The sequence below is a fragment of the Dysgonomonas sp. Marseille-Q5470 genome (genome assembly GCF_951230145.1).
Lineage (GTDB): Bacteria > Bacteroidota > Bacteroidia > Bacteroidales > Dysgonomonadaceae > Dysgonomonas.
Genome location: NZ_CATNVE010000003.1, coordinates 361,848 through 383,887 on the forward strand (window position 1 = coordinate 361,848; position 22,040 = coordinate 383,887).

22 protein-coding genes are annotated in these 22,040 nt (G+C 35.8%); 9 read left to right on the forward strand and 13 right to left on the reverse strand.

Translation table 11 applies throughout. From position 1 onward, the window contains the following. The first annotated feature begins 110 nt into the window (after positions 1 to 110). The 3 genes from QOX35_RS07530 to QOX35_RS07540 are packed head-to-tail and all read left to right on the forward strand — an operon-like array spanning position 111 to position 2,080. Positions 111 to 938 carry an ABC transporter ATP-binding protein gene (locus tag QOX35_RS07530; RefSeq protein ID WP_283686408.1) on the forward strand — a complete coding sequence of 276 codons (828 nt, stop codon included), beginning with the start codon at positions 111 to 113 and terminating at the stop codon, positions 936 to 938. Between the two features lie 10 nt (positions 939 to 948). Further along, positions 949 to 1,707: a hypothetical protein gene (locus tag QOX35_RS07535; RefSeq protein WP_283686409.1), complete on the forward strand. Its 759-nt coding sequence runs from the start codon at positions 949 to 951 to the stop codon at positions 1,705 to 1,707. A 4-nt stretch (positions 1,708 to 1,711) separates the two neighbouring features. After that, complete coding sequence (locus QOX35_RS07540; protein WP_135103961.1) at positions 1,712 to 2,080, forward strand: GntR family transcriptional regulator; 369 nt, start codon at positions 1,712 to 1,714, stop codon at positions 2,078 to 2,080. A 317-nt stretch (positions 2,081 to 2,397) separates the two neighbouring features. Here the strand turns inward: QOX35_RS07540 and QOX35_RS07545 are convergent, their stop codons facing one another. The 3 genes from QOX35_RS07545 to glmS form a co-directional block, all read right to left on the reverse strand. Next, entirely contained in the window at positions 2,398 to 2,832 is a 435-nt protein-coding gene (locus QOX35_RS07545; protein WP_283686410.1) for a PaaI family thioesterase, read from the reverse strand. 9 nt (positions 2,833 to 2,841) lie between these two features. Beyond that, positions 2,842 to 3,366, reverse strand: coding sequence for a Hint domain-containing protein (locus tag QOX35_RS07550; RefSeq protein WP_283686411.1), 525 nt, complete (start codon positions 3,364 to 3,366; stop codon positions 2,842 to 2,844). Between the two features lie 91 nt (positions 3,367 to 3,457). Beyond that, positions 3,458 to 5,302 (reverse strand): glutamine--fructose-6-phosphate transaminase (isomerizing), encoded by a 1,845-nt coding sequence (glmS, locus tag QOX35_RS07555; RefSeq protein ID WP_283686412.1) that lies wholly within the window; start codon positions 5,300 to 5,302, stop codon positions 3,458 to 3,460. Positions 5,303 to 5,473: 171 nt separating this feature from the next. Between glmS and QOX35_RS07560 the strand changes: the two genes are divergently transcribed. The 3 genes from QOX35_RS07560 to QOX35_RS07570 all read left to right on the forward strand — a co-directional run bounded on the left by QOX35_RS07560 (position 5,474) and on the right by QOX35_RS07570 (position 8,134). Further along, positions 5,474 to 6,325 carry an energy transducer TonB gene (locus QOX35_RS07560; protein ID WP_283686413.1) on the forward strand — a complete coding sequence of 284 codons (852 nt, stop codon included), beginning with the start codon at positions 5,474 to 5,476 and terminating at the stop codon, positions 6,323 to 6,325. A 76-nt stretch (positions 6,326 to 6,401) separates the two neighbouring features. After that, positions 6,402 to 6,812: a DoxX family protein gene (locus tag QOX35_RS07565; protein WP_283686415.1), complete on the forward strand. Its 411-nt coding sequence runs from the start codon at positions 6,402 to 6,404 to the stop codon at positions 6,810 to 6,812. 146 nt (positions 6,813 to 6,958) lie between these two features. Further along, positions 6,959 to 8,134 (forward strand): DUF418 domain-containing protein, encoded by a 1,176-nt coding sequence (locus QOX35_RS07570; protein WP_283686416.1) that lies wholly within the window; start codon positions 6,959 to 6,961, stop codon positions 8,132 to 8,134. An 82-nt stretch (positions 8,135 to 8,216) separates the two neighbouring features. Here QOX35_RS07570 and QOX35_RS07575 read toward each other — a convergent pair whose 3' ends face one another. From QOX35_RS07575 to kbl, 9 genes are all read right to left on the reverse strand, one after another. After that, complete coding sequence (locus QOX35_RS07575; RefSeq protein ID WP_283686417.1) at positions 8,217 to 8,669, reverse strand: hypothetical protein; 453 nt, start codon at positions 8,667 to 8,669, stop codon at positions 8,217 to 8,219. Positions 8,670 to 8,882: 213 nt separating this feature from the next. After that, on the reverse strand, positions 8,883 to 10,388 hold the full coding sequence (locus QOX35_RS07580; protein WP_283686418.1) for a PspC domain-containing protein: 1,506 nt from the start codon (positions 10,386 to 10,388) through the stop codon (positions 8,883 to 8,885). Between the two features lie 12 nt (positions 10,389 to 10,400). Continuing rightward, a complete protein-coding gene (locus QOX35_RS07585) occupies positions 10,401 to 10,736 on the reverse strand; it encodes a PadR family transcriptional regulator (RefSeq protein ID WP_283686419.1) in 336 nt (111 codons plus the stop codon). Positions 10,737 to 10,745: 9 nt separating this feature from the next. Continuing rightward, a complete protein-coding gene (locus QOX35_RS07590) occupies positions 10,746 to 11,324 on the reverse strand; it encodes a PspC domain-containing protein (RefSeq protein WP_283686420.1) in 579 nt (192 codons plus the stop codon). A gap of 369 nt (positions 11,325 to 11,693) precedes the next feature. After that, positions 11,694 to 13,028, reverse strand: coding sequence for a cell envelope integrity protein CreD (gene creD, locus QOX35_RS07595; RefSeq protein ID WP_283686421.1), 1,335 nt, complete (start codon positions 13,026 to 13,028; stop codon positions 11,694 to 11,696). 65 nt (positions 13,029 to 13,093) lie between these two features. Next, positions 13,094 to 13,393, reverse strand: a complete 300-nt coding sequence (locus QOX35_RS07600) for a winged helix-turn-helix domain-containing protein (protein WP_283686422.1) — start codon at positions 13,391 to 13,393, stop codon at positions 13,094 to 13,096. A 2-nt stretch (positions 13,394 to 13,395) separates the two neighbouring features. After that, a complete protein-coding gene (locus QOX35_RS07605; RefSeq protein ID WP_135103972.1) occupies positions 13,396 to 14,001 on the reverse strand; it encodes a hypothetical protein in 606 nt (201 codons plus the stop codon). A gap of 160 nt (positions 14,002 to 14,161) precedes the next feature. After that, a complete protein-coding gene (locus QOX35_RS07610) occupies positions 14,162 to 15,124 on the reverse strand; it encodes an NAD-dependent epimerase/dehydratase family protein (protein WP_283686423.1) in 963 nt (320 codons plus the stop codon). A gap of 61 nt (positions 15,125 to 15,185) precedes the next feature. Beyond that, positions 15,186 to 16,382 carry a glycine C-acetyltransferase gene (gene kbl, locus QOX35_RS07615; protein WP_283686424.1) on the reverse strand — a complete coding sequence of 399 codons (1,197 nt, stop codon included), beginning with the start codon at positions 16,380 to 16,382 and terminating at the stop codon, positions 15,186 to 15,188. A 256-nt stretch (positions 16,383 to 16,638) separates the two neighbouring features. On the opposite strand from kbl, the gene QOX35_RS07620 reads away from it, so the two are divergent. After that, entirely contained in the window at positions 16,639 to 17,646 is a 1,008-nt protein-coding gene (locus QOX35_RS07620) for a glycerophosphodiester phosphodiesterase (protein ID WP_283686425.1), read from the forward strand. Positions 17,647 to 17,824: 178 nt separating this feature from the next. Further along, positions 17,825 to 18,145: an NTF2 fold immunity protein gene (locus tag QOX35_RS07625; RefSeq protein ID WP_283686426.1), complete on the forward strand. Its 321-nt coding sequence runs from the start codon at positions 17,825 to 17,827 to the stop codon at positions 18,143 to 18,145. 108 nt (positions 18,146 to 18,253) lie between these two features. Here the strand turns inward: QOX35_RS07625 and QOX35_RS07630 are convergent, their stop codons facing one another. Beyond that, positions 18,254 to 19,201, reverse strand: a complete 948-nt coding sequence (locus tag QOX35_RS07630; protein ID WP_283686427.1) for a hypothetical protein — start codon at positions 19,199 to 19,201, stop codon at positions 18,254 to 18,256. Between the two features lie 182 nt (positions 19,202 to 19,383). On the opposite strand from QOX35_RS07630, the gene QOX35_RS07635 reads away from it, so the two are divergent. Next, complete coding sequence (locus tag QOX35_RS07635) at positions 19,384 to 21,927, forward strand: S9 family peptidase (protein WP_283686428.1); 2,544 nt, start codon at positions 19,384 to 19,386, stop codon at positions 21,925 to 21,927. Positions 21,928 to 22,040: the final 113 nt, after the last annotated feature.

The window sequence follows — 22,040 nt, forward strand, 5'->3', positions numbered from 1 at the left end:
TTATGCATCGCTTTTAAGTTTTTTTAATCAGCATAAAAAATATTCAAATGTTTTGGTGTAATCAAAATATATAATATATTTGCAGTGTGTTAATAAACTAGTACACTGTTATGGTAAAAATAAATAATCTTACTTTTTATTACAGAGAGCGTAAGCCTATTTTTGAGAATGTTTCATTTGAAATGAAAAATGGTATTTATGGTTTGCTCGGAGAAAATGGTGTTGGAAAGACAACATTGTTGCGCATTATTAGTGGGTTGTGTTTCCCTAAAAAAGGAAGTTGCCAAGTATTAGGTACTGAAACGGCATTTAGAAATCCCGATATGCTGAAGCAATTGTACTATCTGCCTGAAGAGTTCATTGTGCCATCGCAGACAGTCAAAAGCTTTGTAAAGTTGAATTCGGTATTTTATCCCAACTTTAGCAATGAACAGTTTAATTCATATTTAGATGATTTTCATTTGGATATTGATTCTCGGATGAAAGAATTGTCTTTTGGACAGAAGAAGAAAGTTCTTATTGCTTTTGCTATTTCTCTGAATACACCGGTTACCTTGTTGGATGAGCCTACCAATGGGCTGGATATCCCTTCTAAATCTCAATTTAGAAAAGTAATAGCTTCGGCATTTGATGAAAACAAATGTATCTTGATTTCCACTCATCAAGTTCGTGATTTGGAAAGTCTGATAGATCCTATCATTATTCTTGATCGCAATCAGGTGTTACTTAATAATACGGTTGAGGAGATATCTAAAAAACTACTGTTTACTTATTCTACTACAAGGCCTCAAGACGCTTTATTCACAGAGCAAACTATGTTGGGGTACACTTCGGTCTTGGAGAACAAGTACAATGAAGAAAGTACATTAAATATTGAAGCTTTGTTTAATGCGGTGGTTACGAATAAGGAAAAAATAAGAAATATATTTAACGCTTAACGAAATGGATATGAGTGCTGTATTTAATATAGAACGCTTTTGGAATTTGCAGAAAAGGGAGTTTGCTATGTATTGGAAGCAATACCTTTTTATTGTATGTGGTATAGCTGCGTATTATACAATTGCGACTGTTTGGGAATCTATCGATACTGGATGGCTATGGAATATGCTTCCTCCCGTTTATGTTGCGATTATCATTTGCAGTATTTCTTTTGATAAGAATTTAAGCGATGCTAATAGTACTTTTTATTTTACGTTGCCGGTATCTACTTTTGAACGATTTTTGGGCCTGTGGATCAAATATATTGTTATTATACCTTTGCTGGTTTTTGGCGTGTCAGTGTGCTTAGATTTTATATCCTCTCTCTTTGTATCCACTACACATCCTGTCGTTAAGTTTAGCGATTGGTGGGATTATCATATGCTGTATGCTGCTCAATCCGTTTTTCTGTTTGGGTATGCATGTTTGAAGAAAAGGTCTTTTGTGAAGACATTGTCATTAATCGCTGTGTTTTTTATTTTTATAATAATTGTTTCTAAGGTTATTATAAGCCAATTCTATCCGGAGGTATCGTATATAAGAAGTTCTATGGATCCGATTTCTATTCTAAGCTTTAATGGCTATTGGATCCCCGAAGGCGATTCATCGCGTTTTGTAGCAACACAGGCAACATTGCTGTATGATGTAGCTAAATATATACTGGCAGCGATATTCCCTGTTGGAATGTGGGTGTTGACGTATTTCAAATTAAGAGAAACAGAAGTATAGTATTATGGATTTCAAAGCAAATAAACCAATATATCTTCAAATAGTAGATTTCTGCTTTCAGCATATCCTTACAGAAGAATGGCCCGAAAATGATCGGATTCCGTCTGTGAGGGAGCTGGCTATGACATTGCAGGTGAATCCTAACACGGCTATGAGAGCATTTGAATATATGCAGTCTGAGGAAATTATATATTCGAAACGTGGAATGGGATATTACGTCGCAGAAAATGCTAGAGGACAGATATCGAAGCTTCAGAAAAAAGAATTTTTTGAAGAAGTACTACCCGAAACTTTTCGTTCTATGAATTTACTCGATATAAGTATCGATGATATAGTAAAGCAGTACGAACAATTTAAAAAGGAAGTAAAATGAAAAAATATACAAACAAAATTTTATATATTATGATTGCAGTCGTTATTATTTGTTTTATTCTAATGATATTTCAAATAATGGAGATGATAGTATCTTCTCTATAATACTTAATTTATAAATCTCATTCCTGCTTAATAGAATTCAATTCGTAAAAGGCAAGGGTGTAATAAGGAGTAGAACACCAATCTATTATCTCACACCGAATGGAGTGAAATATTTCGCTTTTCTTATTCGAGATACTTCGCTTTAATCAGGACGAAATAACGGAAAATATAACCAGGGTTAAAAAATTCTAACCCCTATTACATTTCTTGCCTTTATTTTCCTTTTGTATATAATATTTTTTTTACAACTGCATTTGTCACACGCACAGACGAAATTAGTTTTCCTGTTGTCTCCGAGAAGACGTCAACATTCCAGACGTGAGTAGATCGCCCTTTGTGTTGTAAGGTACCTATGGCTCTTAACACATCGCCTAGTCTTGCACTAGATATATGACTGGCACTTATTTGCATGCCAAAGCATTGCTCATCGTGTGCACATAGAGAGTTTGAGCCTACGCCGGCAACAGATTCTGCCAGAGATATTGTTGCTCCTCCGTGTAATACGCCCATCGTTTGACTCAAATGTTTTTCTACAGGCATAATAGCTTCAAGAGACGTTTGATCATCCGATTCTATGAATGTGATGTTCAACGTCTCTATCAATGTATCTTTAATACGTTCTTGAATGTTATTGGTGTTCAGCTTCATTTAATTTTATTAATCAACGCCTATGATAAAGCCGTTGGCAATAATAGAGCCCCCTCCTTCGAGCTGGATATTATAGCCCATGATTGGTTCGAGTATGCCTTCTATAATAGCAATTCTATCCGAACCGGTACTCAGTATATCATAGAATTTTAAATAATCGCCCACATTGCATGATTTTACTGATGCATATTTGGGATTTTGAATTGTCATTTCCGGATCGATAGAAACCCAGCCTCTTTCGCTCCAGAAGGGATATTGAGAAGTAACAAGTACCTGCATCTTGTTTTCTAAGACGATGCGAGCTAATCTGTTGAACATGATTTTGTCCACTCCTGTTACTTTTTTCTTTTCGTATAAGTCTTTTGTGTAGTCGTAAGATAAAATAACGTCGCCCACAGTAACATCTTCCACTCCTTTTCTTAGATCGTCTCCCATTGTTATTTGAGTTCCTGTTGCAAGATAGTTTTGGGCATTAATACTCAGATTCAGTGCAAACAAAGAAAGAAACGTGAGTATCAAAATGTTTGTTTTCATAATTTTATGTTTTTGTGTAAAGTTTATGCAAAGATAGAAATATTTTGAATATCGGATTCAAAACTTAATATATATTGTGAAAACAAGCTATCTATTCAACCGTTACAGATTTTGCCAGATTGCGCGGCATATCTACATCTCTGTTTTTATTTACAGCAATATGATAGGCAAGTAGTTGTAGGGGTATGACGGTTAGTAAAGGGTCGAGGCATTCTATTGTAGTAGGTATTTCAATATAATGGTCGGCTATTGACTTCATTGTTTCATCGCCTTCGTTTATTATGGCTATTACTTTGCCTCTTCTGGCCTTTATTTCTTGTATGTTGCTGACTACTTTATCATATATGGCACTATGTGTTGCAATCGTTACCACCGGCATCTCATTGTCTATGAGCGCTATTGGTCCGTGTTTCATTTCGGCTGCCGGATAACCCTCAGCATGTATGTACGATATCTCTTTTAGCTTGAGGGCTCCTTCCAAAGCTATAGGGTAATTGTATCCACGACCGAGGTAAATAAAGTTTTGTGCATAAGTAAAGATATTGGATAGTTCCTTTATCTTTTCATTGCTTGATAAAACTTTTTTTATTTTCGATGGAATAGATAGTAGCTCTTTGGTGATTTCGATATATTTTTCGTCCTCTATCACCTTTTTCTCTTTCGCAATAGTCAAGGCCATTAATATGAGGGTTGTAACCTGTGCTGTGAATGCTTTGGTCGATGCTACTCCTATTTCGTGTCCACAATGCGTGTATGAGCCCGAATTGGTGTTGCGAGGAATTGATGATCCTACAACATTGCATACTCCATATACAAAAGCTCCGGCTTTGCGTGCCAACTCGATTGCTGCAAGCGAATCAGCTGTCTCTCCCGATTGAGAAATAGCGATTACGATGTCGTCGGCATAGATAACTGGATTTCTATATCTAAACTCTGAAGCATACTCCACTTCAACGGGAATGCGGCAAAACTCCTCGAATAAGTATTCTCCTATTAGTCCGGCGTGCCATGAAGTTCCACATGCGATGATAATGATACGCCGTGCATTTATGAATTTTTCTTTATGGTCTATTATCCCCGATAGAGTTATGTTTGTACCTTCTATATTGATGCGCCCGCTCATACAGTTTTTGAGCGTATCAGGCTGCTCGAATATTTCTTTTAGCATAAAGTGCGGATAGCCGCCACGTTCGAGTTGGCTGAGATTCATTTCCAATTGTTTGATCTCCGGTGTTTTCTGTATGTTGGAGATCGTAATTATCTTAGGCTCTTTATCTCTTTTGAGTATAGCTATTTCTTCATCATCCAAATAAATAACCTTGTTGGTATACTCTATAATAGGAGAAGCGTCTGATCCGATGAAAAACTCGCCATTACCAATTCCGATAACTAGCGGGCTGCTTTTGCGTGCTGCAATTATCTGGTCGGGCTTTCCTTTTTCTATCACTGCTATGGCGTATGCACCTACTACCTGATTGAGTGCAATTTGAACTGCTGTAAACAGATCGCAATTATTTAAGCTTTTGATATATTCAATTAGCTGTACCAGTACTTCCGTGTCGGTACTGCTTTGAAAACTGTACCCGTTTTGTGTTAGCTGAGCCTTAAGTACTGCATAGTTTTCTATGATTCCATTGTGTATGAGGGCTAAAGATTCTGATTGAGAGTAGTGGGGGTGTGCATTGCAGTTGCTTGGTTCGCCATGTGTGGCCCATCTGGTATGTGCTATGCCGATTGTGCCGGTTGTGTCTTTTCCTTTGGTATATTCCTCAAGATGCTGTACTTTGCCTTTTGTTTTGTATACCGAAAGGTTGTCTTCGCTATTTATAATTGCTACTCCGGCACTGTCGTATCCTCTATACTCTAGTCTATGTAAACCTTTTATCAAAATGGGGTAGGCTTCTCTAAAGCCAATATATCCTACAATTCCACACATATTATTTTTTCTATTTGGCTGTAAAGATATATATAGTATTGTTAAAAATATTGTTTCTAAATATTAAAAACGTTAATATTAACATAAATATATTTTACGGATTTAATAAAATATAAATACATACTAGACTTGAGTAATTTGTATATATTTGTTTGTAAAAAAGAGCCAAAAATGAAATTTGTACATACTGCCTTATTTATATTCTTGTTTTGTATATTAACCCCTGTTTATTCACAAAAAGCTATTACTGCAAAGCTTTTGACAAAAGAAACATCGTCATTGAATGGTGTTATTCCTCCTCACTATAAGGATGGCGAGAAGGCGTTGTATGAATTTTTAGAGACTAATATAAAATATCCTCCTATTTTGATAAAAATAAAGATGGAAGGGGATCTGGAATTGAAGTTCAACGTAGCTAAAGATGGAAGTGTAAAAGATGTAGAAATAGTAAGAGGATTTGATCCGGATGCAGATGACGAGGTTATACGTGTTTTGCAAGCGATGCCCAAATGGTCGCCTGCCTCGCTTGATGGAAATCCTGTGGATTTCACTCAGCATCTTTCTGTCACTTTCAAGTTGACCGATACGTTAATAGCACAAGCAAAGGAACAGCCTAAAAACGAAGAGCAGAAATTAACAAATGAGCCATCTTTGGTAATGATTCCGACAGATACCTTGACACAGATAGAAGTAAAACAGATTGTTCAAGAGCCTGATTCTTTAAACACTGATCCTCAATATCCGGGAGGACAGGTGGCACTAGATACTTATTTGAAGACTAATATGAAATATCCGAAACGTGCCATTAAATATGGAATAGAAGGTCGGGTTATATTTAATATAGAGGTGTCGGCTGAAGGTGAGATATCAAAGATATGGTTGTTTAAAGGCGTGTTTCCGGATTGTAATGAAGAAGCCTATTATTTGATAAAGAAAATGCCTAAATGGATTCCCGGATTGAAAGATGGGGTTCCTGTCGCAAAGCAGGTGATGTTGCCTATTTCATTTGAATTACCTAAATAGAAAAGAACTCTCATATGAACTAATTTAACTTTTCATTGTTTTATATCTGTAATGTAAATAGTAACAGTATATATTAATGAAAACATTAGAACGTAATACAGATTTAGGACTACTTATTCTAAGATTAAGTGTTGGTATATTAATGCTTTTGCATGGGATAGCTAAATTATCACATGGGGCAGGAATGATAGAACAAATGGTGGAGGGTGCAGGACTACCTTCTTTTATCGCTTATGGAGTGTATGTTGGAGAGATTATAGCACCTTTGTTTATAATTTTCGGATACGGTACACGTGTTGCTGCAGCGATATTTGTATTTAATATGTTGGTTGCAGTTTCGCTCGCTCATAGCGGTGATGTATTCTCTCTAAATGAGACCGGAGGCTGGATGGTGGAATTGCAAGGATTGTACTTCTTCGGGGCTTTGGCTTTAGTGTTTACCGGTGGTGGCAAATATGCTCTTAGTAAAAAGCATATATGGGATTAAAAAAGAAAGATATTTTTTGTAAAGCATGAGGTTAGTCTATAGTCTCATGCTTTTTCTTTTTATATAAAATATTATCTTTGTCGCATCATGCAGAGAGTGCAATTTTGTATTTCGAATTTTAATACCAAAAAACATATTTTAGAAAAATGACAAAAAGTGTCCACCGTATTGATGTTGCCGATGCCCTGAGAGGTCTTTCGGTACTAGGCATAGTGTTAGTACATAGCCTCGAAAACTATAATCTTTTCAATTTTACTCCGATAGATACTCCATTTATGAAGTTTTTGGATTCGGTTCTGTTTGATTCTACCTTTTTTATTTTTGCAGGAAAAGCTTATGGTATATTTGCCTTATTATTTGGCTTTAGTTTCTTTATCCAAGATAATAATCAGTTGAAAAGAGGTAACGATTTTCGTCCTCGTTTTTTATGGCGTTTAATCTTACTTTTTGTTTGGGGAATGATCAATTCCCTTTTCTATACAGGCGATGTTCTGGTGATGTTTTCACTCATTGGTATTGTGCTGATATTAACAGCGCGTTTGTCTACCAAGACTGTATTGGTTATCGCTACAATCTTTATTCTTCAGCCTATAGAGTGGGGGCGGGTGATATATGCTTTGGTTAATCCGGACTATGTAATGGGCGAAAGTATGGTAGGATACCATTATGGTAAGTTAAATCCTATCTTGATCGATAAATCGGCAAGCTTGAGTGAGATATTTAATGTAATGTTGCATCATGGAGAATGGGGTAGCTTTATGTGGGCATGGGAAAATGGACGTTTTTGTCAGGTTGCCGGACTTTTCTTGTTCGGAATGCTTATAGGGCGTACAGAATTTTTCCTTCATCCCGAAACCAATATCCGCAAATGGGTTCGTATGCTAATTCTTGGAGTTGTTTGCTTTTTCCCTCTCAAGGGGCTGACTCTTATGCTTCCGGGCTTTATTGAAAATAAAGCAGTTTTAGAGCCTTTGGGGATAATAGTTCAATCTTTTGCCAATGTTTCATTTCTGTTTTTCCTTGTATCATTAGTCCTTATTGTTTATTATTCTACTGAAAAAGGACAATCCTTATTAAGAAAGTTGATACCTTATGGTAAAATGAGCCTTACCAATTATATAACTCAATCTTTGCTCGGTGGAGTTATATTTTACAGTTGGGGACTTGGTTTATCTGTGAGTATAACAATGTCTTTTCTCATCGGAGTAGGAATATTTATCGTACAATATATATTCTCTTGTTGGTGGATGAAAAACCACAAGCATGGGCCTCTGGAATATATCTGGAAAAAGGCAACGTGGATTGGGGCAAAGAAAGATTAAACGTTTGTATTGATATAAAAAATAAAACCTCAAAAGCAGAATGAAGCTTTTGAGGTTTTATTTTAGGTTTGTATGATATTCTCTAATTCGAGGGTTTCAACCCTTTTTCGAAAACTTCTGTAATTGTAGCTTCTATGATCTTGCTTTCACTGATTTTTAAATCTTTTGCAATTTGGCTTTTCAAATCAGATTGAACGTAAATCAAAGGATCTTCGCAAATTACTTTCTTTAATCCCCTTGAGTCATCCAGTGTTGCATAATCTTTATCCTGCATTTTATATTTACCTTTTAGCGGGTCTGCGAAATTAAGATAATAATAATAGGTCTTATCATTCTTAAATTCATAGCTTGTATGCTCGGATATTACATTTTGTTTGATGTATTCTTCAACTTTTGCTTTTAACGCCGGATTGTGATCTGTTAAGGAGATATCAACTTTTGTTGCTGTATATATCCAATGCCCTTCTATGGTGCTTGTAGGTGGGTTTTCGTCTCCATCACAAGACAGCATAAAGAGACCTATAGAAAAGGCCATCAGTATATATGTTAAAAATTTCGCTTTCACAGCTTTAATATTAATATTAATTTACAAATGTACATATATTAAACGTAAAAATAGCTAAAATGTTGCATCTTTTTCGATAAAAAATCGGACAAAAAGATTTATCCGATTTCTTAACACCAAACTTATTATCTATTATCATTCAGTAGGTAATGCATCTTTTATATAAGATGTTCTATTATGACTTCAATCAATAGTAATATTGTAAAAACAACGATTATAACCATATCTGTTTATATTTATATTGAAATCTTTATAAGATCTGTTTAAGGGATATTCTTTTATAACTTTCTTATCACGTGGCGTTTTTATCACAATCTCAAACGTTTCCAAACTCCATGGGTTTGAATTTGTATGCCATGTAGGATTAATTGTTAATAAAGAATCAGTCAGGGTGTAATCTAAGTGTAAATCTTCAACTTTTCTTTTAGCCGTCATTTCATTGTCTGCGAAATTCTTCTTATGTATTTCAATTACATAATTAGTTAATGTTGTATCCACACTGGTTTGTATCGAAGGTAACACACACAGCTTTTTGTTGTCCGAAGATCCGGTATATAAAACAAATGGATTGTTCGGTTGTGATTCTGCGCTTAAATATTCGCTACCCAATTTTACGTATAGGGAATCTGAAGTTGTATTTGCATCTACACTCTCAACAGCTTCCGCAGTGTGGCGATGATTTAATCCGAATTTAAATCCGGTATTTCCCAAATAAAAAGAAGCCCCTAACCATAATACAAATCCTATAACAAAACTTATTAATGTCTGAGTTGTAAATGGAGATCTTTTCAAGATTTTAATCATTAGAGATAGCAGCCCCATTAGTGGAATTAAAGATGCTAATAAGAATGCAATCTTTAAATTAATCGAACTTAAACCTAATAGTATAAGATAATTATTCAGACCTAGGATTGTTGTGTCGAAATACAACCAAATAAAGGAAGCAATCATCGCAATGATGATGAGAAACAAAATAACAGCTAAAATACCAATGAATACATTCACAAGAATACCTATTGCCGAAGCCAAGGAGCTACCTTTATATTTTCGGGCTGATTGAGTCCGGTCTTCTTCAATATTTGAAATAGAAGGATCCGATCCGGTCATTGATAGTTTTTGCTTGAAAGAGTGAGCCGCAGGCATTACTGCCCATAGTATACCATATATCAACACTATCACCATGCATGACGGGCCTTTGTGCATGAAGAATAATAAGAAAAGGAATATTCCCGAGAATATCAGACGCATGATAGTTGTGTCTATTCTGAAATAGTGCCCCAATCCGCTACACACTCCACCAATAAATTTGTTGTCAGTGTCTCTGTATAGCTTTTTCTTGAACAAATCTTGTGTGTCGTCGGTAGCATAGTCTGATTTACCAAACGATTTCTTTTCAGAATCTTCTTCAGTGTATTCTTCTTGCGGAGCATCGTCAAAATCTTTTGGGCTTCCCATAATTTTTATAATATCCAACGCATCCGCCATAGATACGACCCCATCAGCCGAGCTTACACGCATTTGTAATAATTCGCTCAAACGAAGTTCGATGTCAGATATGATTTCTCCCGATTCTGAATTCTTTTCAAAATGCCTTCTTAAGGCTTTCAGGTAATCGTCGAGGACACGGAATGCATCTTCTTCGAGATTGAAAGCTAAACCTCCTATGCTAACTCTAATTGTTGGTTTCATTGTTATCAGATTTTATTTATTTCTAATATTGCCTATTACTCTTACCAGATCAGTCCAAGCGCCATCCAGTTCTCCTAATACGGCATTTCCTTTTTCTGTGATTGCATAATATTTGCGGGGTGGCCCTTGTGTCGATTCTTCCCATCTGTAAGAGAGTAGTCCTTGATTTTTTTGTCGGGTAAGTAACGGATATAATGTTCCTTCAACCACAATCATCTCCGAATCTTTCAGTTCATTTATTATATCTGATACGTATGCGTCTCCTTTAGATAGAATACTGAGGATACAATATTCTAATATGCCCTTACGCATCTGAGCCTTTATATTGTCTACATTTATAGTTTCCATATTGTTCAATTATTTGTGTTGTGATGTAAATCTTCTAATGTTTTCGGCTGTCGGAGCATAACCTCTCAGCTCCAGCTTCTGAGCTACACTTATGGCTCTAGGCATTACAATCCAAAGAACACAGTATACAAGGATGGCTGTACCATACAAGAAAGAAGTAGCTGCAAAAATCACCCTGATGATAGTTGCGTCGATACCAAGGTATAGCGCTAACCCACTACATACACCTGATACCATTTTTTCGTCAATATCTCTATACATGCGTTTATCTCCTCTTGTATATTCTTTATCTGAACTTTTATAATTTTTATATTCAGTTTCCTGTTCTGACGATTTAGAGTCTACTTCGCCTAAATGGTCTATTACTGTTTGTACTTGTTTCATGTCTACAACTTGATTTGAATATTTCATTTCTTTTTGCAATATCTCAGCTACACGAGCTTCAACATCTTCCATTACTTCACGAGCTTCCTGTTTGTCAGGAATAGTTTCTTCGAATCGTTTCAGATAATCTTTTAATCTGAAATATGCATCGTCTTCCATTGTGAAATTGATGCCTCCTATACTTACTTCAATAACCTTTTTCATATTTTAGACTATTTGTTTTTTTTGTATTTTATTACCTAATATTATCCTATACAATGTTGTTTGTAATGCAAATATATAAATAAATATAAGTACCATGCAATACATAGTACCTGTGGGTGAATTATATGTTTTGCTTATATTATTGATATATAGTTGTTTATGTGTTTTGTGCTGTTGAATAATTAACTTTAATTAACTCTTTCTGTTCGTTCATTATTGAAAAAATGATATATGAATAATAAAGAAAGCCGTGTTAGTGAGATACTATATATCTTACTCACACGGCTTAAAGAGTTGGGTATGTCAGCGAAAATAGGAGACAGGCCCCAGATTTATCTTAAACTTAATTTATACTACTATTTTCATCTTTTAATTATGATTAGAATGCTCGTCTGCTATTTGGTCTGATTTATTATCATCATTGTACCAATTTACTCTTCTCAATACAAACATTACGATAGCTAATGCTATAAACAGCCCAATAGCTCCGAATAGCAAAGAGAGGTTTTCTAACTGTAATACTATATACAGATAGGTATATAGTCCCGCAAGGAATAGCCCCATCATACCTGCTTGTTTGGTGCTCCGAAACATTGTTATTGAATATAAGGAAATGAGGATAGTAGTTGCAGAACTCGAAATCAGATATGATAAACCAAAACTGAGGTGCTCTGATATCGCAAGTAATAGTACATAGAATATAACGAGCCCACTGCTTACCAATAAATATTGTACAGGATGAATTTTTTTTCGGCTAAGAAGTTCAACTAAAAAAAACACAACAAAAGTGAATACTATAAACATGATTGCATATTTTACCGAACGCATTGTCATCTGGTATTTATCAACCGGGAATTTCATATCTATACCTAAGGCAGATGATTTTAATACGTCGTTATCTCCAACCCACATTTGTACATAATTACGGTTGTAATCGAATATATTCCACTTAGCATCAAAGCCCTCTTTATTCACGGTGCGTTCTGTCGGTAAGAAGTTGCCATCAAAAGATACGGTATTCCATGACGATCTAAGGTGTATGGTGCTTTCTTTTCCCACAGGGTTGAAGTATAATCCTTCGCTTCCATTTAGAGCCAGTTCGAAATTGAAATCGTAACTGTTGATAGCGGGATCTAAAGGTGTTTCAACTGTCACTCCCGAACTTACACAAGAATTATTCTTGATCCCCGGTTGAACGATCTGTGGCTTTCCATTTACATTAAAAACAATTTTATTCTTAATCCCTTGCAGATACGTGATACCAATCAGGACGAAAGCTTTATCCCACATTACTTGCTCGGGTTTTATGTTTAACTTAGCATAGTCTGGTAGAGAGAAAGTTCCACTTACATGCAAATTAGACTGATATAGCAATGTCTTGAAGAGTGTGCGAGAGCGTTCTTCTGTTTTTATATTTCCTTCAACGTTGAAGCTGTCGGGAAGGAAATAAGCATAATTGGTAATTACATTTTGATTTTTATCAGTCTCGCTCACTACAGGGAGTACCAATACAGGACCTGATATAGTTTGAATCCCACTCCATTTCTGGCTTATTTCGTCTTGAACTGCTTTCTGATTCCCTTCGCGTTCTTCAACGAGTGATCTTACCAGATTGATCGGTAATAGCATAACGGCAATTAAAACTGTAACAACAATGACTTTTACAAAAATCATGTTCACTCCGATATCGAATTTTGTTTTCATAAATAATTAAATTAATAATATATATAAAAGTTCTTTGAAATTCAAAGTTTATAAATAAAAAAAAATTACGACAGAGGATTAAGTAATCTCTCGAGAGCGTCTATATGTTCTTTAAATAGTTTCTGCCCCAGAGGAGTTACCTTGTAAGATGTATTGGGTTTTCTTCCCAGAAATTGTTTTCTGACCTCAATTACTTCCTCTTTTTCTAAAGCCCTCAAGTGGCTGGCCAGATTTCCGTCGGTAACGTCAAGCAGCTCTTTCATTGTATTGAAGTCTACACTGTCATTTACCATTAGTACCGACATTATACCTAATCGGATGCGGCTGTCGAAGATTTTATTCAATCCTGATATAATATCTTTCATAATCAACCGTTTTTCTCTGATTTTACATCATATTTGTAATGAATGAGTATGCCATATACAATGTGTAAAATACCAAAACCTATTCCCCAAAATATAAGGTCATAGCCTACAGTTATAGCTGCAGCCAATCCCAATATTATTTCGCATGCTCCTAATACCTTTACATCACGGAATGTGCGAGAACCGGCAGCTATGAGCCCTAGTCCGTAAAAGATGAGCATGCACGGTGCTACCATAAAGTAAACATCTTTGTAAATAAGGATAATGGATAATAGACCTCCTGATACTAATGGCACGCTAAAATCTTTAGCTATCTCTAACGTTACAGGCATCCAAAGTTTTGAATTACTTTTTTTAGCCTTGCGGGCTGAGAAATATAATCCCACTGCAACAGCACTAATGAGTACAACCGTGGCAATCAAAATAAGATCATATAGAAGATTCCCTGTAAAAGTAAATTTGCCTATCAATACAAAATAAGCCAATATAGCACCCAATATTGCAAATGTACCTGCCATAACACCAGACATACCGCTGATCGATAAAAATTTGCTCGAACGTTCCATCATGGAACGTATGTGTTTTATATCATCTAAATTTGTATCCATAATATTTACTTTGAAATACAAAGTAATATGATATATTTTGATTGTGCAACAAAATAACCGAAATTTTTTATAGAGACCGAGAATGAAAAACTCCCTACTTAACATCTTGTATAAGCAGGGAGTTTTTAAGTTTTAATTATCTCTAAACGAGTTCTCTATGTTAGGCGTTTAAAAACACTTCTCTTTCCTTCAAAACTTGTATCATATCAGCAGTCATTTTCTCCAGATCATATTCAGGACACCATCCCCATTCGTGACGGGCGCAAGTGTCGTCGAGTGAGTTTGGCCATGAATCTGCTATAGCTTGTTTTAGAGGGTCTACTTCGTATTCCATTACGAAGCTAGGATAATGTTTCTTTATTGCTGTATAGATCATTTCCGGGTCGAAGCTCATAGATGCAATATTGAACGAGTTTCGATGGATAAGTTTTGTCGGGTCGGCTTCCATTATATTTATTGCTGCATTTAGAGCATCGGGCATATACATCATGTCCATGAATGTTCCCGGCTTAAGAGGACATATAAATTTTTCCTCTCTTACTGCATTATAATATATCTCAACGGCATAGTCTGTCGTACCTCCACCGGGATGAGTAAGGTTGGATATGATGCCCGGAAAACGTACTGAGCGAGTGTCTACTCCCCATCTGGTATAATAATAGTCACTAAGTAGTTCACCCATTACTTTCGTAATTCCATACACTGTATTCGGACGTTGGATAGTGTCTTGAGGTGTCTTGTCTTTTGGTGTGTTAGGACCGAAAGCACCTATAGAACTTGGAGTAAAAACGGCACAACCAAATTCGCGTGCTACATCGAGGCAATTCATCAGGCTATTTACTCCGACATCCCACCCTAACTTAGGATTTTTTTCGGCTGTAGCTGATAATATTGCTGCCAGATTGTAAATAGTATCAATTTTGTATTTTTTTACTGCGTCAGCTATTTGCTGTATGTCTGTAGCATCTATTTCTACAGTAGGGCCCGATTCGAAAAAGTTTTCAGGAAAAGGAGGTTTGTAATATCCGCAGATAACATTACTCTCTCCATAAATAGAGCGTAATTTAATACTTAATTCCGAGCCTATCTGGCCCGTACTGCCTACGATAAGAATGTTTTTCATAAAAGAAAAATCTAATTGTAAAAGGGTGATTGTTTAGTTGTATCTTGTTTCAATATTCCACTTACTTAATAACGCCCAGTTCTTTTCCTACCTTCGTAAATGCGGCGATACATTTATCGAGATGTTCTTTTTCGTGTCCTGCTGATATTTGCACACGGATACGAGCTAAATCTTTAGGTACTACAGGATAGTAGAAGCCTGTAACATAAATACCTTCGTCTAATAATTTTGCAGCCATATCCTGAGATAGTTTTGCATCATAGAGCATTACGGCACAGATAGAAGACTGAGTAGGTTTGATATCAAACCCTGCTGCTTTCATTTTTTCTACAAAATAATCGGTGTTAGCATGGAGCTTGTCTTGCAACTCATTTGTGCGATCCATCATTTCAAACATTTTAATACCTGCTGCAGCTATAGCCGGAGGAATAGAGTTTGAAAATAAATAAGGGCGGGAACGTTGGCGCAACATGTCGATGATTTCTTTCTTTCCTGTCGTAAAGCCGCCAATAGCCCCACCGAAGGATTTGCCAAGCGTGCCCGTAATGATTTCTACCTTTCCACGAAGATTAAATAGTTCGGTTGTACCGCGTCCTGTTTTACCCACCACTCCCGCAGAGTGCGATTCGTCGATCATAATCATGGCATCATATTTTTGTGCCAGTTCATATATTTTATCCATCGGAGCCACATTGCCATCCATAGAGAAAACTCCATCGGTCACTATTATTCGGAAACGTTGGGCTTTGGCTGCTTGCAATTGTTTTTCCAGATCAGCCATATCTGCGTTTGCATAACGATACCGTACAGCCTTACATAGGCGTACACCATCTATTATTGAAGCATGATTTAAAGAATCGGATATAATAGCATCTTGTTCGTTCAAAAGCGGTTCGAACACTCCACCGTTGGCATCGAAGCAAGCTGCATATAAAATTGAATCTTCTGTGCCGAAGAATTTAGCAATAGCTGCTTCCAATTGTTTGTGCAGATCTTGTGTTCCACAAATAAAACGCACGGAAGAAACGCCAAAACCACGTTCGTCCATAGCATCTTTGGCTGCTTGTATAAGCTCCTTATTGTTAGATAATCCCAGATAATTATTTGCGCAGAAATTAAGGACTTCTTGTCCGGTATTTACTTTGATTGCAGCACCCTGAGGTGATACAATAATACGTTCGTTCTTATATAATCCTGCTGACTGAATGTCAGCTAATTCGTTTTGCAGGTGCTTTTGAAAACCAGAATAAGTGCTCATGATAATTATATTTTTGAAACAAAGGTAATAAAATGCTACTAACTAAAAGTGTCAAGATGTTTAAAAATAGTGTCCTCGATGTCATTATTAGTATCTCTATCTTATCCTTTAACTCAGTATAGTGCACTTCTGTTTGAGATTGTAGGCGTGATAAGCAAAAAGAGGGCTTATTGTACAATATATCCAATTTAAACTTTCAGCGAAAAAAAGATTTTTGGTATATTTACATGTCAATATAAAAGATGAGATTTTTATTATGAAAAAAGTTATTTTGTTATTCGTATTACTAAGTGTTTGTTTTATCCATACATACTCTCAGAACAAACTTCTTGTATTGGATAGTTATACTATCCCGGTAAATAAAAAGGATGCTGTGATAGGAAAAGTCATTTCAGAGCGAAATGAAAAGATTACATTAAAAGATCCTTCCGGGCTATTTGAAATCGATAAAGAAAAAAATATAAGGTTAAAGAAAGGAGAACTGTTAACTGCAAATTCGCCTATTTCTTATAAGGTAATATTGAAAGACGGAAACGCCGAAAAATCATTCGAGCTGGTAAAAGATGAGTTTTTACACAACAAGGTAATTGCTCACAGAGGAGCTTGGAAAGATCGTGATTTTAGCCATAATTCGATGAGCTCATTGAAACATGCAGTAGAGATAGGTTGTGAAGGCTCAGAACTGGATGTATGGATGTCATCAGACGATGTTGTTGTGCTTTCACACGATCCTTCGATAGGCGGGAAGGATGTTGAATCAACTACAGCAGCAGAATTGTCTGCTGTAGCATTGAAGAATGGAGATTTTGTACCAACACTAGAAGAGTATATCAACTATATAAAAACACAAAATAAAACAAAACTAATCATAGAAATAAAAGGAACAAATAAAGGAAAGGCTATCGCTGACTCTGTTGTGCATTTGGTACATCGTATGAAAGCTCAGGCGTGGGTAGATTATATATCTTTCGGTATACAATACCTTACTCGAGTTAAAGAATTAGACCCTGCAGCAAAGGTACTTTATTTAGGATCCGATAAAAGCTTGGAGGAATTAAAAGCAGCAAATATAGATGGTATTGATTTTCATTATTCATTATTTCAGAAAGATCCGGAATTAGCCGATAAGGCGAAGTCAATGGGTTTGCTTACTAATGCTTGGACGGTGAATAAAGAAGAGGATATGCAAGCAATGCTCAAATTAAAACTGGATTTTATAACAACAGATGAGCCCGAATTGCTTCTTAGGCTATTAGAAAAATAGAGGAGAAAGACATATTGATTAGAAACGCTGAAAATACTTTCAGCGTTTTTTTATTCTTTTATGGAAAATCAAACGAATAAATCTCTACTAAATAAAAGGTATTGAATATTAACCGCTAATAGTAGAAATTATGAGTAACCGATCGTCTGTGTTCGCTGTATGTCTAATCGGGCTTATTGTGTCCATTCCCCTATATCACTTCAAAAGTAGATCTCTTAGAAGTATTCCTTTTGAAGAAGTTTCTGTTAAGCCTAATCCATTAACTACTGATACATCTGCCTATCCCACTATAGAAAGCGTTTTACAAAGAGCAGAATCTGAATTAAAGATTATGTATGGAGCAAAAATAGTCGATTCCGAAAAACCTTTATTGGTAAGTCTTGAAAATAATATATGGACTGTTGTCGGGTCATCAAAAGATGCTGGAAAAGGTGGCGTTTCAGAAATTAAAATAGATAAAATAACAGGAAAGATAATCCACATTTCTCATGGAAAGTAACTTTCGCTATATGGCTATTAACCTTAGTCTCGCCCCTAATTGGGTGATGAAAATAGAATGTCTTCTCTGTCCTCATTACTTGCAATCAGGGGGCATTTGTATATCTTTTTAATTTTTCTTTTTCTCTTTTTGAATGTATGAGAATGAAGTTATATAATTTTCAAATGTTTTGTTATACTTTGTTGTTCCAGACATTACGATTTGAGAAACAAGGTTGTTTTCGTCAAAAGTATAATTGTATTTTATATCAGCATACTTTCTTTCCCCTTCCATTTGGATAATTTCTGCTTGGATAATATTGTTTTTATTTTTTGTCCCCATATGTTCCGACAGAAACGGAAGACTTGCCATTAGCCAACATGTACTTGCCATATTGAATGTATTGCGTGGCATCTCATAGCAATAGTCCGATGGTGCTGCGTATTCTTTATCATCGTATGTATACACAAACCTGTATCCTTTAGTTGTTGTGATCTCTGTTATATTTCCATCCTTAATAGTGTAGTTTTCCGTATAATTCAAAGATGAGGTAACACCAGTTTTGTCATAATGATCAAGCTGTTTGATATATCCCGCATCATCATAAATAAATGTGGTAGAGTCGTTGATAGTCACCTGTTTTGAGACCTTTTCGTTTGATGTTCTTTCTGTGTATCTTACATGTAAAGCATATTCAGCTTGCTTTTTATCATTACGAAAGACTAACAAGCTATCATAATATATGGTAGACTCGCTTTGTTTTATTAATCTGGAATATGATACTTTTTTGTCGCTTATATAGTCTACTACTATTGCAGAATCTTTGATGTTAGAACTTTGTATCGTTTTCATCAAGTCATTATCTGTATATGTAAATTCCTGACTATAACGAAAAGAAAACCCGGGATTATCTTCCGGATAAGTAACCGTTTTTAATAACCAATAGTATTCAGGTATTTCGGGCTCAGGTTCAGGATCTTCTTGCGGAGGATGGTATAATCTTATTGATTCATCCGAGCAGGATAAGCATATGATAATAAGTATTATACTAGATATTACATAAGAGGAGAATTTCATTTTCTTAGTTTTGTTTAGGCTTTACTATTAGACACACAAAGATAATAAATATAATATTAAAAAGTAATCTAATTTGTTAAAGGTATGATATGAAATATTTCAAAAATCAGATTTATGAAGAAACACAAACTCATTCTATAATTTGTACATTTGTAGTATATAAAAACACTAAAATTAAAGATATGAAGTTCAGGTCAGTTATTCTATTGCTCAATTTGATTGTCGCATTGACTTTGTTTGGGCAGAAAAAAGAGAGCTTATTACAGGCATATACCACCCCTCCGATAACAATCGTAAACCCACTAAAGATTGATAGTGTAAACCTGAAAGGAGAAAAGTTTTCTGAATCAGATTTGCTAAAAATGTCGATATCAATACCAGAGCAGTCTGCTTTTGTAAGGCCACTGAAAGCCGATAGTGATGGTTTTTTATATCCTGAAAAACCGCAGGATGGAGCCTTCTCTTTGCAATTGATATCATTTTATATTACTTCAGATAGATATGCGAAGGGAACATTGAGGGTGACTAGTCCTAATATGTTGGAGATATACATTGATGGAAAGCTGGCTGCTTCAAAAATAACAAAAGAAAAAACTTTTCGGTCTGACAAAAAGGATATTACGGCTTCGATAAATCCATATCCTCTACAAAATCGCGTCGTAATAAAACTCTTGGCTTCGGCTAAAGATGAAGTACCCCCTACTTTGAAAATTGAAATAGAAAACGAAAAAACTGATTCTGTCTCTAATTTTACAATGTCAAATACTGTAAACCGAAATGTAAACTTCTCAGACATGCTTCTGGGGAAACGAGTGACAAATGTAAGTTTATCAGCAGGAGGACAATATGCCTTGCTATCTTATAGAGAAACATTTGGAGAAAAAAGTGTTACAACCACTGAGTTATATAACCTGAAGACTCGTAGTAGTCTCTTGATTGATACCGACGGTCGTAAAAGCCAGCTCGCCTGGATGCCCAAGAGCGAGAAAATGTTTTATGTTTCTAAAGATGACTCAGGCTCAGAGCTAAGGGCAATAGATCCTGCAACATTGCAGGAAGCTGTTCTCGCAAAGAACATACCGGATGAAAGTATTATGTTTTCGCCTGATGAAAAAACTCTATTCTATACCAAGCTTGAGAAAGAAGCTGAAAATAAAAGTGATCTGAAGCTTTTAAGGTCACCGGAAGATCGTCAATCCGGTTATGGAAACAGGTCTTTTATATATAAATATGATTTGGCTACAGGGCTAAGTCAACAATTGACATTTGGCTCTCATTCTACAGCGCTGAATGATATAAGTGCAGATTCGAAACAATTATTGATTTCAATATCAGAAGAGACTATTACCAGCAGGCCTTTCAGTACAAATTCTATGTATAAACTGGACTTATCAACTATGACCGTTGATACTCTTTGGACAAAAGAAGACTTTGCATATAGTGCATCATTTTCTCCTGATGGAAAGAAAATCCTTGTTGCCGGAGCCGGTGAAGCATTTGATGGTATAGGATTGAATATTGATGAAGGGCAGGTTGCGAACAGTTATAATACTTTGGCTTTCATAATGGATTTAGAAACGAAAAAGATAGATCCGATAACTAAAGATTTTAATCCCAGTATTGATACCTATTTTTGGAATAAAAAAGATAACCTTATATACTTTCGTACAACGGATAAAGATTGTGTGAATATGTATACTTATAATCTTTCGACTAAAGCATATTCTAAACTCCCTTTAGACGAAGAAGTTATTCGTACATTTAGTACTGCGGGGAATGCCCTTTTAGGTATTTACGCCGGTGTTAGCGTATCTAACTCTACCAGAGCTTATATCTATGATCTTAAGACCCAGAAGTCGATCCGGATAGCCGACCCTTATGAAGAGAGATTATCTCAAATGACATTAGGTAAGGTTGAGGGTTGGAATTTTACAAATTCAGCCGGAAAAGAGATTACCGGAATGTTCTATTTACCGCCGAATTTTGATCCTACGAAAAAATATCCGATGATTGTTTATTATTATGGTGGTACTATGCCTACATCCCGTACATTCGAAGGACCATATCCCGGTCATGTGTTTGCTTCGCAGGGATATGTTGTTTATGTTGTGCAGCCAAGTGGAGCTACCGGCTTTGGACAGAAGTTTTCGGCTCTTCATGTTAATGCTTGGGGAAAGCGTACTGCTGAAGATATAATAGAAGGAACGAAGCAGTTTGTGAAAGAACATCCGTATGTGAATGATAAGAAGATTGGTTGTATCGGAGCTTCGTATGGCGGCTTTATGACGATGTATCTTCAAACCCAGACTGATATGTTTGCTGCTGCTGTTTCCCATGCCGGAATCAGCTCTATCAGTAGTTATTGGGGTGAAGGATATTGGGGTTATACATATAGTTCGGGGGCTAGTGCCAATAGTTATCCTTGGAATAATCCGGACTTATATGTTAAACAGAGCCCTTTGTTTAGTGCAGATAAAATAAAAACACCTCTTTTGTTGACACACGGAACTGTTGACACGAATGTTCCTATTGGAGAAAGCATTCAAATGTACACGGCTCTCAAAATACTCGGAAAACCGGTTGAATTTATTCAGGTGAAAGATGAAAACCATGGAGTCGTAAATTATAAAAGACGTGTGGAATGGAATAATTCTATAATGGCTTGGTTTAGTAAATGGCTAAAGGAGGATACTGCTTGGTGGAATAGTTTATATCCTGAAAAATAAAAATTCTCAGACAATTTTAATAAATAGATAATGATTTATAAGAAAAGGATGAACTGTTCATCCTTTTCTTATAAATACATTTGTAAAAGTCTACTAAATGTCTTAATTTCGCA